This is a genomic window from Paucihalobacter ruber, from assembly GCF_006494535.1.
Classification (GTDB): Bacteria; Bacteroidota; Bacteroidia; order Flavobacteriales; family Flavobacteriaceae; genus Paucihalobacter; species Paucihalobacter ruber.
Genome location: NZ_VHIQ01000001.1, coordinates 142,227 through 156,221, shown reverse-complemented (window position 1 = coordinate 156,221; position 13,995 = coordinate 142,227). Strand labels below are relative to the sequence as shown.

Here is a 13,995-nt window from a genome sequence, read left to right as displayed (position 1 = left end):
TTTACTTTGACTTTTTAAAGAAAAGAGAGTAGAGAGAAGAGAGAAGAGAGAAGAGAAATGTGTACGTCCCTGATATAGGTTGACCAATTGAATTACAATTTTAGAATCAATGACCAAGGAATTTTTAGTAGATCAAATTCGGAAAAAGCAATCTTTTCTTTGTATTGGATTAGATGTTGACTTAAATAAAATTCCCGAGCATTTACTAAAGTTAGAAGACCCTATTTTTGAATTTAATAAGGCAATTATAGATGCAACACATCAGTTTTGTGTGGCTTACAAACCCAATACGGCATTTTACGAAGCTTACGGACTTAAAGGCTGGCAGGCTTTAGAAAAAACGATTGATTATCTCAATAAAAATTATCCTGAAATTTTTACCATAGCCGATGCCAAACGCGGCGATATTGGCAATACCAGCCGAATGTACGCCAAAGCCTTTTTTGAAGATTTAGGTTTTGACAGTGTAACCGTTGCGCCATACATGGGCAAAGATTCGGTGGAGCCGTTTTTAGAATTTAAAGACAAGCACACCATTTTACTGGCATTAACCTCAAATGAAGGGGCTTTTGATTTTCAAACTAAGACTGTAGACCATACAGAATTATACAAAAAGGTTCTTATCACTTCAAAATCCTGGGGAAATTCTCAAAATTTAATGTATGTGGTTGGTGCTACAAAAGCCGAATATTTAACCGACATCAGAAAGCTTATTCCCGATAATTTTTTATTGGTTCCCGGTATTGGCGCTCAAGGTGGTAGCTTAGAAGAAGTTTGTAAATATGGCATGACTCAAAATGTAGGATTGCTAATTAATTCATCTCGAGGAATTATTTATGCTTCTTCTGCTGAAGATTATGCTGAAAAAGCTGCCGAGCAAGCTTCTAAATTACAGCAATCAATGACTGTGATTTTAAGAAATCAACCTAAATGTAAATAATTCTTGGCGCCTTCGCGTCTTTGCGAGAAACCATGAAAAATCAGTCTAACGAAAAACAATCTAAAAATATTCCAAGCCGTATCATTTCATTAGTGCCAAGTCAAACAGAATTATTGGTAGATTTAGGATTGCAATCCAGTTTGGTTGGCATCACCAAGTTTTGTGTACATCCAAAAAATTTGCGAAAAGAAGTAACAGTAGTTGGCGGCACTAAACAAGTTCACTTCGAAAAGATAAAAGCACTTCAACCGGATATGATTCTTTGTAATAAAGAAGAAAACACCTTGGAGATGGTGTTGGAACTTGAAAAAATTGCAAGGGTTGAAGTTAGCGATGTCAACACTTTTGATGATGCTTTACAACTTATAAAGTTTTATGGTGAATTGTTTGATACAACCCCATCTGCCAATAAACTCATTGAACAAATTCTTGCCAATAGAACTAAATTCCAAGTAAAACTCACTCAAATTCAAAGGAAAAAAGCTGCCTATTTTATTTGGCAGCAACCTTATATGGTAGTAGCTAATAACACTTTTATCAACGCAATGCTCGAGGAAGCCGGATTTGATAATGTGTTCAAATTTAGAAGTCGTTATCCTGAAATAGAATTAACTGACAAAGATTTACAACAAGCAGAAGTTATTTTGTTATCTTCAGAACCTTTTCCTTTTAAAAAAAATCATCTTGAACAATTTAAAAACCTGTTTCCTGAAAAAGATGTCATCATTGCAGATGGCGAAATGTTTTCTTGGTATGGTTCGAGACTATTTAAATGTTTTGATTATTTTATTCAATTAATTTTTGCATAGTTTATTAGAAAATTTCTTACAATAATTTTATATTGCCCTTCTAAAATTTAAGACTGTGAAAATTAAATTATTTTTTATTAATGTCCTTTTTATTTCTATCGTTAATGCTCAAGTTAAATTCGAACCTGGATATATTATTGACAATAATGGAAACCGAGTAGATTGCCTAATAAAAAATTCTGAATGGTTAGGTAATCCAGAAGAAATTTTTTACAAAATTTCAGAAGATGCCAGCGAAACAATTCGAGCCACAACTGGAACGATTAAAGAGTTTGGAATTGGGTATAATTTAGTATTCAAAAGATTTACTGTAGATTTAGATATGTCTTCAAACAGTATGGTTTACATGTCTAATAAAAAGGAACCTGAGTTTGAAACTAGAACTATATTTTTAAGGCAATTGGTAAAAGGAGGGGCCAATTTGTATTATTATGAAGGTAAGAATGTTAATCGATTTTTTTACGACTTGGGTGAGCTAACTGAAATAAAACCACTTGTTTATAAAAAGTATAAGATTGACCAATCTAATGTTGCTGTTAATGCTGAATTCAGAAGTGCCTTATACTACGATTTGAAATGTGATGATTTAACTTCATCTGATACTAGAGGTTTAAGCTATGATAAAAAAAATCTAATTGATTTATTTAAAAAATATAATGAGTGTAAGAAAATTTCACCAATTATCTACGCTGATGAAAAGGGAAAAGGATATTTTAATTTTAAAATAAAAGCAGGCTTTACTAGTTTTAAAAATGAGCTTAAATTTGAAGCAAGACCTGGACAGTCAGATCTAATATCTGCAGATTTCCCTGAACAAGTAAGTTTCAGAATTGGAGGTGAAGTAGAGTATGTTTTACCATTTAATAGAAATAAATGGAGTTTGTTTGTTGAACCCTCTTATCAATCTTATGAAGCCACAGGAGTAAATCAAAACAGTTCGTCAGGTGGCGTTGTAACAAATAACGAGGTTACCCTTAAATATAATTATATTGAAATGCCAATCGCCCTTAGGCATTATTTCTTTTTAGATAATAAGTCTAGATTATTTGGAAATGTTGGTATTGCAGTGGTTATAGATTTAGATAGCGATTTCTCATTTTCTCAAACACCCGATTTAGAGTTAAATGTAAAATCGACTAGTAATTTATTACTGGGTTTTGGATATGATTATAATAATAAAGTTTCATTAGAGTTCAGATATTCAGCTCCTAGAAATATAAATAAAGAATCTGGCTTTATAACGTCTTCTTACTCGGGTGTTTCTTTCATTGTTGGTTACACGATATTATAACACTATTATCTCGAAAGAAAATTCAACATATTAAGCTCCTCAAGTGTTTTAATAGCATTATACTCTTGAATATCGCTCAAAGCACAATCAGTTTCGCGCAAATTGTAAGACTCTTCAATAAGCGTTTTGTAGTGGTATAGCAACTGTTTGCGTCTTTCGTTTATGTTTTTAAGCGTTTCCATCATTAAAGTATTTTTAAATTTAGTAATTTTTTTAATACGATTTAAAAAAACTTTAATAAAAAAAGTCGGTCACTATAACCGACTTTTAAAACCAACTTTTGCTAATCCAAATTAAAGATAAATGTATTTTCCTTTATTCGCATTACAAAGATGCAATGAAATATTGATTTCAATGTTATCTAAACATTAGCATTAAATTAAGCCTTAATTAAATAGCTTATTTTTTATCTTGAAGCGCAAATACTTTGCGCATTAAATCGGTGCTTCTTGAAGAAATTTTATTTCTAATTTCTTCTTCTTCAACAGCAATCATGGTATAAACACCTTTCAATGCCTCGTTGGTTACGTAGTCGGTTAAATCGGGGTTGACATTGTTTGTAAACGGAATGGCGTTATATCTCGAAATTAAATTAGACCAAATATCATCGGCGCCAACTTTGGCAAACGATTGGTTGATGACCGGTTTAAATTTATCGTATAAAGCCATTTGGGTTTTATCGGTTAAATAGCTGGTAGCGGCATTTTTATCACCCATTAAAATATTTTGTACATCGTTAAAGGTGATGCCTTTTACGGCATCTACAAATATGGGCGTAGCTTCTTTTACGGCGTCTTCGGCAGCACGGTTCAGTACTTTTAATCCTTCATCGGCCAAATTACTAAGACCAATGTCACGCAAACCTTTATCCACTTTTTGAAGTTCGGCTGGTAGCATAATTTTTACCAATTCGTTTTTAAAAAAACCATCAGTTTGTGTAAGCTTGGTGACTTGCTTATCAATACCTTGATTTAGAGCTTGCTGAAGCGCTGCGGCGATGTCTGCGTTGTTGATAACGCTACCGGTATCAGGAAATTCGTTTAATACTTGTTGTAATTCGGCACAGGAGTACAAAGTAAATACAGCAAAACAGCTTATGAATATTCTTTTCATTTTATTTAATTTTTAAAGCGGTAAAGATACTTAATAGGAAAACAATTCAGTAAACATTAAAAAATTAACCAAACGGCTTTTTCATTTTAAAAAGTTTTAAATTTCTTAAAATAAACCTTGGTTTTTTGAATATTCCGTAATTTCGCAGGGCTTTAAATCCTTAGACAGAACATGGAACCAATTGCACCGTATAAACCAAAACACAATATCAGAATTGTAACTGCAGCGTCTTTGTTTGACGGTCATGATGCCGCTATCAACATTATGCGTCGTATCATACAGTCAACGGGCGTTGAGGTCATTCACTTGGGTCATGACCGCAGTGTCGATGAGGTTGTTAACACGGCCATACAAGAAGATGCCAATGCCATTGCCATGACATCTTACCAAGGTGGTCACAACGAGTATTTTAAATATATGCACGATTTGCTGCAGGAACGCGGTGCCGGACATATTAAAATCTTCGGAGGTGGCGGTGGTGTTATTTTGCCTTCTGAAATTAAGGAGTTAATGGATTACGGCATCACGCGCATTTATTCGCCAGACGACGGACGTGAAATGGGCTTGCAAGGTATGATCAACGATTTGGTTGAAAAGTCTGATTACGAAAGTCCGGCCTTACAACTTCCGAAGGGAAAGGAACTCAAAAACTCTTTAAAAGATAAAGATGTCACCACCATTGCCAGGTTGATTTCTTTTGCCGAGAATAAACATGATGAGTTTGATCAATTGTTTACGGCGGTAAATGCTCCATCAGAAAATTCCGTTTCTTCAAGTCCGGTGTTGGGAATTACCGGTACCGGTGGCGCAGGAAAATCCTCGTTGGTAGATGAGCTGGTTAGACGATTTTTAATCGATTTTCCCGAAAAGACCATTGGTATTGTATCGGTCGATCCATCTAAAAGAAAAACTGGCGGCGCTTTGTTAGGCGACCGTATTAGAATGAATGCCATTAACAATTCGCGTGTTTACATGAGGAGTCTGGCCACCAGACAATCTAATCTGGCGCTTTCAAAATATGTGAAAGAAGCCATTGATGTGCTTAAGTTTGCCAATTACGATTTAATTATTCTTGAAACCTCAGGTATCGGACAAAGCGATACCGAAATACTGGAGCATAGCGATGTGTCTCTCTACGTCATGACTCCCGAATTTGGTGCGGCCACGCAACTTGAAAAAATAGACATGCTCGACTTTGCCGATATAGTAGCCATCAACAAATTTGACAAACGCGGTGCTTTAGATGCTATTAGAGATGTGAAAAAACAATACATGCGTAACCACAACCTATGGCACGAAGACCCGGATACCATGCCGGTTTATGGCACCATTGCTTCGCAGTTTAACGATCCCGGAATGAACACGCTTTATAAAGCCGTCATGGACTTGCTGGTTGAGAAAACCAAGGCAGATTTAACATCTACCTTTACAATTTCGAAGGAAATGAGCGAAAAGCGCTATGTTATTCCACCGGCCAGAACGCGTTATTTATCTGAAATTGCAGAAAACAACCGCGCTTACGACAAAACCGCCAATGAACAGGAAGCAGTAGCCCAAAAATTATACGGTATTTTTAAAACGATAGTCACAGTAGCACAAATTAATGATGCAGATACCGAAGCATCGCTTCTGGAAAAATTGGGCGTGAACCATGAATTGGTTTTAAAGCAAGCTAAAAATGAGACCGATCAACATTTTTTAGACTTATTACTTAAAGAATTTGATAAGGTTAAAATGGATTTAGATCCGTATAACTGGGAAGTCATAACCAACTGGAACCACAAAGTTAATCGCTACAAAGAGCCTATTTACAGTTTTAAGGTTCGAAATAAAGAAATAAAAATTGAAACCCATACCAAATCGTTATCGCATTTACAAATCCCCAAAGTAGCTTTACCAAAATACAGTGCCTGGGGCGATATTTTGCGATGGGTTTTGCAGGAAAATGTACCCGGAGAATTTCCGTTTACAGCAGGCTTGTATCCCTTTAAGCGCACCGGTGAAGATCCCACCAGAATGTTTGCGGGTGAAGGCGGACCCGAACGTACCAACCGCAGGTTTCACTATGTAAGTGCCGGTTTACCAGCCAAACGATTGTCTACTGCTTTTGACAGTGTAACGCTTTACGGCAACGATCCCGATTACCGCCCCGATATTTACGGCAAAATTGGTAATGCCGGTGTAAGTATTTGTTGCTTAGACGATGCTAAAAAACTTTATTCCGGTTTTAACTTAGCAGATGCCATGACATCGGTAAGTATGACTATCAATGGTCCGGCGCCAATGCTATTAGGTTATTTTATGAACGCCGCCATAGACCAGCAATGCGAACTTTATATCAAAGAACATCAGCTTGAAAAAGAGGTAGAAGCCAAAATTAACGCCATTTACAAAGATAAAGGTGTTGAAAGACCGCGATACAATGGCGATTTACCCGAAGGTAATAATGGTTTGGGTTTAATGCTTTTAGGCGTTACCGGAGATCAGGTATTACCGGCTGAGGTTTACAACCAAATTAAAGCAAAAACCATCGCTCAGGTTCGCGGTACTGTGCAAGCCGATATTTTAAAAGAAGATCAGGCGCAAAACACCTGTATTTTCTCAACGGAGTTTGCCTTGCGCTTAATGGGTGACGTTCAAGAGTATTTTATTCAAAATCAAGTTCGCAATTTTTATTCGGTGTCCATATCGGGATATCACATTGCCGAAGCCGGTGCCAATCCAATTACACAGTTGGCTTTAACTTTGTCTAACGGGTTTACATACGTAGAGTACTATTTGTCGCGAGGTATGGACATCAATCAGTTCGGGCCTAATTTATCCTTCTTTTTCAGTAACGGAATAGATCCCGAATACGCCGTAATTGGTCGGGTGGCCAGGCGTATCTGGGCAAAAGCCCTTAAAAATAAATACAGTGCCAACGAACGTGCGCAGATGTTGAAGTATCACATACAAACATCGGGGAGAAGTTTACATGCCCAGGAAATTGATTTTAACGATATACGTACTACATTACAAGCCCTGTATGCTATTTACGATAACTGTAACTCATTGCATACCAATGCTTATGATGAAGCCATTACCACACCCACCGAAGAAAGTGTGCGCCGTGCCATGGCCATTCAATTGATCATTAATAAAGAACTGGGACTTACCAAAAACGAAAATCCCATACAAGGCGCTTTTATTATTGAAGAGTTAACCGATTTGGTAGAAGAAGCTGTATTGTTGGAGTTTGACCGTATTACCGAACGTGGTGGCGTTTTGGGTGCTATGGAAACAATGTATCAGCGTTCAAAAATTCAGGAAGAGAGTCTCTATTACGAAACCTTAAAGCACAACGGCGAATTTCCAATAATTGGTGTCAACACCTTTTTGAGCAGTAAAGGTTCACCAACCATTCAGCCTAAGGAGGTCATTCGTGCCACGGAAGAAGAAAAACAATACCAAATAAAAACCCTTCAAAATTTACATCAGGCGCATCATACAGAAGAAATGATTAAAAATCTTCAGCAAAAGGCCATCAATAATGACAATATATTTGAAGCATTGATGGAAGTTTGCAAGTATTGTTCTTTGGGCCAAATCACCCATGCCTTGTTTGAGGTAGGTGGGCAGTATAGAAGAAATATGTAGAGGCGACTCGAGAGTCGCCCCTACATATGGTGGGGTAGGAGGGGCGACTCGCGAGTCGCACCTTTCAATATTTCGATTATTTTTTTATTTTTATAATTGATAATCAATCAATAATGAAAAATAGAAAGCGAAATAGAATGATAGGCTATGATTATTCAAAGAATGGTCTCTATTTCGTCACAATTTGCGTGAAGGATAGAATTTGCTGCTTTTGGGCAGCTCAGAATGGGGCAAGTCGCGACTTGCCCGTTCAGGATGGTGCGATTGATGGGGAGACAGATAGGGCGACTCGCGAGTCGCCCGTATATCAATCGCCCGGATTGAAATTAAATCAATTCGGATTCATTGTAGAATCGCAGATAAAATGGCTGGCCAATCAATATCCATATATCGAGATTCATAATTATGTGGTGATGCCGGATCATGTTCATTTGATTATCGAAATTGATCGTTCGCGAGTGAAAGATGAAGAATTAAAAATCAAATCTTTATCAAGTTTAATTGGGGCTTTAAAAACTACCTCTTCAAAATTAATTCACGGCAGCGGCTTTGAAAATTTTGTTTGGCAACGATCATTTCATGATAGCATTATAAGAAATTCAAAGGCATACTACAATATATCACGGTACATTGATTTGAATCCTAAAAAATGGATTGATAAGCAAATCAAATAATTTTCAGTGAGTTGGCTTTATTATAGAAAACTGTCAAAACAACCCACTAATCTCCCCATCATCATCAATACTGATGTTCTCTGCTGCAGGATGTGGCGGTAGTCCGGGCATTCGCATAATATCGCCTGTGATCGGAATTAAAAATCCGGCGCCGGCTGCAATTTCAATTTCTCTTACAGTGATGATAAAGTCTTTGGGCCGGCCTAATAACAGCGGATTGTCAGACAAAGACTTTTGGGTTTTAGCGATGCAAACCGGTAGACCCTCCAAGCCCAAATCGGCTATCTTTTTTAGGTCGGCCCTGGCTCGCGACGTGTAATCTACGTGTTCTGCGCCGTAAATTCTGGTGGCGATGGTTTCTATTTTACCGGTAACGCTGTCTTCCCACTTGTACAATGGTGTGAATTGTGAGGTGTTTTTATCAATGGCATTAACTACCAGTTGCGCCAATTCTACGGCACCTTTACCACCTTTTGCCCAAACATCGGCTAAAGCAACGGGAATATCTTTTTGAGCAGCAAAATTTTTGATGACTGCAATTTCTTCATCGGTATCAGTAGCAAAGCGGTTAATGGCGATGATGGGTGTTACCTTAAACTTTAAAATATTTTCTAAATGTTTTTCCAGATTAGGGAGTCCGTTTTTTAGTGCCTCCACATTGGGTGCAGTAAGCGATTTTAAATCGGCACCACCATGATATTTTAAAGCTCTGATCGTAGCCGTGAGCACCACGGCTTTTGGGTTGAGTTTGGCGCTTTGACACTTGATGTCGAAGAATTTTTCGGCACCCAGATCAAATCCAAAACCTGCTTCGGTAACGGTATAATCGGCCAGACTCATTCCGGTAAGTGTAGCAATTACCGAGTTGGTGCCTTGTGCGATATTGGCAAATGGTCCACCGTGAATTATGGCCGGGTTGCCTTCAATAGTTTGCACCAAATTTGGTTTAATGGCATCTTTCAGAAGTACTGCCATGGCACCTTCGGCTTTTAAATCTCTTGCATAAATGGGTTTTTTATCGAATGTGTATCCAATAAAAATATTGCCGAGGCGCTGTTTTAAATCGCTTAAACTTTCGGCTAAACACAAAATGGCCATGATTTCGGATGCGGCTGTAATATCGAATCCCGTTTCTCTTGGCACTCCCGAGGTGGTTCCTCCCAAGCCAACGATGACCCTGCGTAAGGCACGATCGTTCATGTCAATCACGCGTTTCCATGAAATGGTACGCGGATCAAGATTGACACTGGTGGTTTTACTTTGAATGTTATTATCGATAATGGCTGCCAGTAAGTTGTGGGCTTTTTCTATGGCCGAAAAATCGCCCGTGAAGTGTAGATTGATATCTTCCATGGGCAACACCTGTGAATAACCGCCGCCTGTAGCGCCGCCTTTAATGCCAAAAACGGGTCCCAGCGAAGGTTCGCGTAACACTACAATACTTTTTTTGCCAATTTGATTGAGACCTTCGTTCAAACCAATGGAAATCGTGGTTTTACCTTCGCCTGCAGGTGTTGGTGAAATAGCCGAAACCAAAATTAAATGACTTTTTTCGGCTTGTTTTCTATTGATTAAACTTAGTGGTAATTTGGCTTTATATTTTCCGTAGGGATCAATATTGTCAGGGTTGATACCCAGTTTTTCCGCAATGGTGTTGATGTGTTGTAATTGAACTTTTTTGGCAATTTGTAAGTCGGTCATGGCTATAAATTTTCATTGTAAACAAATCTATCATTTTTAAGCGTTGGTAATTATGACCTTCATCATAAAGCGATGCTAAAAAAGATGAAGCACAATTAACTTTAAAGGTTGTAACTTTGCGAAAAATTAAGAGATGCATAAGGCCGGATTTGTAAATATTATAGGCAATCCCAATGTTGGGAAATCTACCCTGATGAATGCCTTCGTGGGCGAGAGATTATCGATTATTACCTCTAAGGCACAAACTACGCGACATAGAATTTTGGGGATTGTTAACGGTGAAGATTTTCAGGTGTTATTATCTGATACACCGGGAATTATAAAACCTGCTTATGAGTTACAAGAATCTATGATGCAGTTTGTTAAGTCGGCTTTTGAAGATGCCGATGTACTGCTTTATATGGTTGAAATTGGCGAACAAGAATTAAAAGATGAATCTTTTTTTAATAAAATAAGACATAGTGAAATTCCTGTATTGCTACTCCTGAATAAGATTGATAATTCCAATCAGGAAACTCTTGAGGCCCAAGTGGCCTATTGGACAGAAAAGGTGCCTAATGCCGAGATTTTTCCCATTTCGGCTTTAAATGGTTTTGGTGTGCCGGAAGTGTTTAATCGTATTATTGAATTATTACCCGAGTCGCCGCCATTTTACCCCAAAGATCAACTTACCGATAAGCCCGAGCGCTTTTTTGTTAACGAAATCATCCGAGAGAAAATACTGTTACATTATAAAAAAGAAATACCCTATTCGGTTGAAATTGATACCGAAGAGTTTTTCGAGTCTGACAATATTATCAGAATGCGTTCGATAATTATGGTAGAGCGCGATACCCAAAAAGGCATCATTATTGGACATAAAGGCAGTGCACTTAAACGCGTTGGTGTAGAGGCCCGAAAAGATTTAGAGAAATTTTTCGGAAAGCAGGTGCATTTGGAATTGTATGTAAAAGTCAACAAAAACTGGCGCAGTAATGAGCGCCAGCTGAAACGTTTTGGATATAATCAGAATTAGTTTTTCACCTTATAGTCTAATTTCATCGTGATGGATGCGGTTTTTTCTTTAGATGAGGTGTTGTATGTACCGCCCCAAGCGTATTCTTCGTCTGAATTTTGCCCCGTAATTTGAAAAATTCCCATTTTAGCTGTAATCAGTTCGCCTAACTGAGCGCCTGAATTTTCAGCTATTTTTTGTGCTCTCGTATAGGCATCTTGCGTGGCTTTAGAAATCATTTCGATTTTTAAATCGGCTAATTTAGTATAGTAGTAGCGTGGTGGTTGCGAGTAAAATTGAATGCCTTTGTTGAGCAGTTCGGTAATTTCTCGTGAGACTTTTTCGGTGTTTTCAACGTTTTTTGAATCTATTTGTAACGATTGGGTTAACACATAGCCCAAAAATTCTTCACCCATGTATTTTCCGTCGGTTGAGTATTTTGAGCGCGTGTTGTTTCGGCTGTTAACCGCTTTAAAAACAATTTCTTCTTTGGTAATGCCTTTGCCGGTAAGATAATCGGTTATGATGGCTTTATCGGCTTCCAAATCTTTGTAAGCCTGTTTTAAATCGATGTTTTCTCTTGAATAATAGCCTTCCCAAACAATCAAATCCGATGAGAAATCGGCATTACCCAAACCCGTCACTGAGATGCTTCCTTGGGCATTATTTCTATTGATAACGGCATTTCCTAATAAGTACGCGGCGATCACAATTGCGATTCCGAAAATGATGGCTGAAAGGTGTTTTTTCATGATGGTAAAAGTATTAAGATATGAGTATTAAGTATTAAGACTGAAGTATTAAGATAAGATTATTAAGACCCCAGAGCTTTTAACATATACGATTAAAGTTCGGATATGGTTGTTTCCATGAAATTTTTTAATTCATGCATCTCGCTTTTGCTGACGGTTTTACCTATACGTCCCGCAACGTAAAGAGCAATCCATGCCATCACCATCAGGGCACAAACCAACATTTGGAGGTAGTAGTCGTAATTTAATTTCCAATTGGTGTAGGCCCAAACGGCAAAAATTACAAATACGGTTCCCACTAAAAAGTGTAAAAACATAAAGAGTGTCCAAACTGTTGGACTTGGACCGTAGAGTCCGTGGAGTTCGGCCGATTGTTCGTCTTTGTAATTAATTTCCAGATGAAGCTCAGGTGTCCAGAATTTTTGTTGGGCTTTGGGGTATTTAATAAACACGTGGTCGTCTATTCGGGTAACTACAAAAGGCGAATTCTCTTTATTTTTTGTGCCGAAATGTTTCAGAATAACTTCATGATGAAACTGAATATTTTTCTTGAAACGCGGTCTTAAAACAATATCGTTGGCTGTTGACATAAATTGATGATGTTAGGTGCATGAAAAGTAACACATTTTTCTTTAAATTTAAATAGTACCTTTGCAAACAATTTAAAAGCCATGAGTAGCATAGTTGCCATAGTAGGAAGACCCAATGTAGGTAAATCTACCTTATTTAACCGTTTAATACAGCGCCGAGAAGCCATTGTTGATGCTGTGAGTGGTGTTACCAGAGACCGCCACTACGGCCGTACCGACTGGAATGGCAAAGAGTTTTCGGTAATTGATACCGGCGGTTATGTAAAGGGCAGCGACGATGTTTTTGAGGCTGAAATAGATAAGCAGGTTGAACTGGCCATCGATGAGGCCGATGCCATCATTTTTATGGTTGAAGTAGAAAGCGGCGTTACAGGTATGGACGAAGAAGTGGCTAATTTGCTTAGAAAAGTAGATAAACCTGTATTTCTGGTGATTAATAAAGTAGATAATAACGACCGCTTGGCTCAGGCTGTTGAATTTTATTCTTTAGGTTTAGGCGAATATTATCCAATTTCAAGTATTAACGGTAGTGGTACAGGCGATTTGTTAGACGACGTGGTAAAAGCCCTGCCTGAAAAAGAGGATGTTCGAGTTGACGATCTACCCAGATTTGCCGTTGTGGGCAGACCCAACGCCGGGAAGTCGTCTTTTATCAACGCCTTAATAGGAGAGGAGCGTTACATTGTTACCGATATTGCCGGTACAACCCGCGATGCCATTGACACCAGATACAACCGATTTGGATTTGAATTTAATCTGGTTGATACCGCCGGTATCAGACGAAAATCTAAAGTAAAAGAAGATTTGGAATTCTACTCTGTAATGAGAAGTGTTCGCGCCATAGAGCACTGCGATGTTTGTTTACTTGTTTTGGATGCTACGCGAGGTTTTGACGGTCAAGATCAGAATATTTTTTGGCTGGCCGAGCGCAATCGAAAAGGTATTGTGATTTTAGTGAACAAATGGGATTTGGTAGAGAAAGAGACCAATTCAGCCAAAGAATTTGAAAAAGAAATCAGAGAAAAAATAGCACCGTTTACAGATGTGCCAATTATTTTTATTTCTGCATTGACCAAACAACGCGTTTATAAAGCTATTGAAACAGCCGTTGAGGTGTATCAAAACAAATCTAAAAATATTAAAACCAGCGTTCTTAACGAGGTGTTGTTGCCTATTATAGAAAACAATCCACCACCGGCACTTAAAGGCAAATATGTTAAGATTAAATATATCACACAATTGCCAACACCCCAACCACAGTTCGCGTTTTTTTGCAATTTACCGCAGTATGTTAAAGAACCTTATAAGCGTTTTTTAGAAAACAAGCTGCGCGAGCAATTTGACTTTCACGGTGTGCCTATTAGTATTTATATGCGGAAAAAGTAAGATTAGATATTTTTGTAATTAACGTCTTAATTTTTTAACTTTTTTTATTTTTTTGTGTAATTAATTGATTATACGCTGAAAAATGAATTTTTTAAAGAAAATTCATACG

At 37.8% G+C, this 13,995-nt stretch carries 12 protein-coding genes; 7 read left to right on the top strand and 5 right to left on the bottom strand.

Translation table 11 applies throughout. The features are described 5' to 3' along the window. Positions 1 to 109 precede the first annotated feature (109 nt). The 3 genes from pyrF to FJ651_RS00730 are packed head-to-tail and all read left to right on the top strand — an operon-like array spanning position 110 to position 3,040. Entirely contained in the window at positions 110 to 940 is an 831-nt protein-coding gene (gene pyrF / locus FJ651_RS00740) for an orotidine-5'-phosphate decarboxylase (protein WP_140988489.1), read from the top strand. Positions 941 to 972: 32 nt separating this feature from the next. Next, complete coding sequence (locus FJ651_RS00735) at positions 973 to 1,749, top strand: ABC transporter substrate-binding protein (RefSeq protein ID WP_140988488.1); 777 nt, start codon at positions 973 to 975, stop codon at positions 1,747 to 1,749. A gap of 55 nt (positions 1,750 to 1,804) precedes the next feature. Continuing rightward, on the top strand, positions 1,805 to 3,040 hold the full coding sequence (locus tag FJ651_RS00730; RefSeq protein WP_140988487.1) for an outer membrane beta-barrel protein: 1,236 nt from the start codon (positions 1,805 to 1,807) through the stop codon (positions 3,038 to 3,040). A gap of 5 nt (positions 3,041 to 3,045) precedes the next feature. Here FJ651_RS00730 and FJ651_RS00725 read toward each other — a convergent pair whose 3' ends face one another. Then, on the bottom strand, positions 3,046 to 3,225 hold the full coding sequence (locus tag FJ651_RS00725) for a Lacal_2735 family protein (protein ID WP_246085277.1): 180 nt from the start codon (positions 3,223 to 3,225) through the stop codon (positions 3,046 to 3,048). A gap of 214 nt (positions 3,226 to 3,439) precedes the next feature. After that, complete coding sequence (locus tag FJ651_RS00720) at positions 3,440 to 4,153, bottom strand: DUF4197 domain-containing protein (protein WP_140988486.1); 714 nt, start codon at positions 4,151 to 4,153, stop codon at positions 3,440 to 3,442. Between the two features lie 171 nt (positions 4,154 to 4,324). On the opposite strand from FJ651_RS00720, the gene FJ651_RS00715 reads away from it, so the two are divergent. Both FJ651_RS00715 and FJ651_RS00710 read left to right on the top strand, forming a co-directional pair. Then, positions 4,325 to 7,789 (top strand): methylmalonyl-CoA mutase family protein, encoded by a 3,465-nt coding sequence (locus tag FJ651_RS00715; protein WP_140988485.1) that lies wholly within the window; start codon positions 4,325 to 4,327, stop codon positions 7,787 to 7,789. A 188-nt stretch (positions 7,790 to 7,977) separates the two neighbouring features. Then, entirely contained in the window at positions 7,978 to 8,463 is a 486-nt protein-coding gene (locus FJ651_RS00710; RefSeq protein WP_246085276.1) for a transposase, read from the top strand. 33 nt (positions 8,464 to 8,496) lie between these two features. Here the strand turns inward: FJ651_RS00710 and FJ651_RS00705 are convergent, their stop codons facing one another. Further along, positions 8,497 to 10,164, bottom strand: coding sequence for a formate--tetrahydrofolate ligase (locus FJ651_RS00705; RefSeq protein WP_140988483.1), 1,668 nt, complete (start codon positions 10,162 to 10,164; stop codon positions 8,497 to 8,499). Positions 10,165 to 10,297: 133 nt separating this feature from the next. Between FJ651_RS00705 and era the strand changes: the two genes are divergently transcribed. Continuing rightward, complete coding sequence (era, locus tag FJ651_RS00700; protein ID WP_140988482.1) at positions 10,298 to 11,179, top strand: GTPase Era; 882 nt, start codon at positions 10,298 to 10,300, stop codon at positions 11,177 to 11,179. On the opposite strand, the gene FJ651_RS00695 is transcribed toward era, so the two are convergent. Together FJ651_RS00695 and FJ651_RS00690 are read right to left on the bottom strand one after the other, a co-directional pair. Beyond that, positions 11,176 to 11,910, bottom strand: coding sequence for an SIMPL domain-containing protein (locus tag FJ651_RS00695; RefSeq protein ID WP_140988481.1), 735 nt, complete (start codon positions 11,908 to 11,910; stop codon positions 11,176 to 11,178). The two genes, era and FJ651_RS00695, sit on opposite strands and share 4 nt — an antisense overlap. Before the next feature lie 92 nt (positions 11,911 to 12,002). Next, entirely contained in the window at positions 12,003 to 12,500 is a 498-nt protein-coding gene (locus tag FJ651_RS00690) for a GTP-binding protein (protein ID WP_140988480.1), read from the bottom strand. 81 nt (positions 12,501 to 12,581) lie between these two features. Here FJ651_RS00690 and der point away from each other — a divergent pair, with 81 nt between their 5' ends. Further along, complete coding sequence (der, locus tag FJ651_RS00685) at positions 12,582 to 13,886, top strand: ribosome biogenesis GTPase Der (RefSeq protein ID WP_140988479.1); 1,305 nt, start codon at positions 12,582 to 12,584, stop codon at positions 13,884 to 13,886. The last annotated feature ends 109 nt before the right edge of the window (positions 13,887 to 13,995 follow it).

Excerpts from the sequence above, each read along its gene's own strand:
- pyrF (WP_140988489.1), top strand. The coding sequence starts at position 110 with ATGACCAAGGAATTTTTAGTAGATCAAATTCGGAAAAAGCAATCTTTT.
- FJ651_RS00735 (WP_140988488.1), top strand. The coding sequence starts at position 973 with ATGAAAAATCAGTCTAACGAAAAACAATCTAAAAATATTCCAAGCCGT.
- FJ651_RS00725 (WP_246085277.1), bottom strand. The coding sequence starts at position 3,225 with ATGATGGAAACGCTTAAAAACATAAACGAAAGACGCAAACAGTTGCTA.
- FJ651_RS00720 (WP_140988486.1), bottom strand. The coding sequence starts at position 4,153 with ATGAAAAGAATATTCATAAGCTGTTTTGCTGTATTTACTTTGTACTCC.
- FJ651_RS00715 (WP_140988485.1), top strand. The coding sequence starts at position 4,325 with ATGGAACCAATTGCACCGTATAAACCAAAACACAATATCAGAATTGTA.
- FJ651_RS00705 (WP_140988483.1), bottom strand. The coding sequence starts at position 10,164 with ATGACCGACTTACAAATTGCCAAAAAAGTTCAATTACAACACATCAAC.
- era (WP_140988482.1), top strand. The coding sequence starts at position 10,298 with ATGCATAAGGCCGGATTTGTAAATATTATAGGCAATCCCAATGTTGGG.
- FJ651_RS00695 (WP_140988481.1), bottom strand. The coding sequence starts at position 11,910 with ATGAAAAAACACCTTTCAGCCATCATTTTCGGAATCGCAATTGTGATC.
- FJ651_RS00690 (WP_140988480.1), bottom strand. The coding sequence starts at position 12,500 with ATGTCAACAGCCAACGATATTGTTTTAAGACCGCGTTTCAAGAAAAAT.
- der (WP_140988479.1), top strand. The coding sequence starts at position 12,582 with ATGAGTAGCATAGTTGCCATAGTAGGAAGACCCAATGTAGGTAAATCT.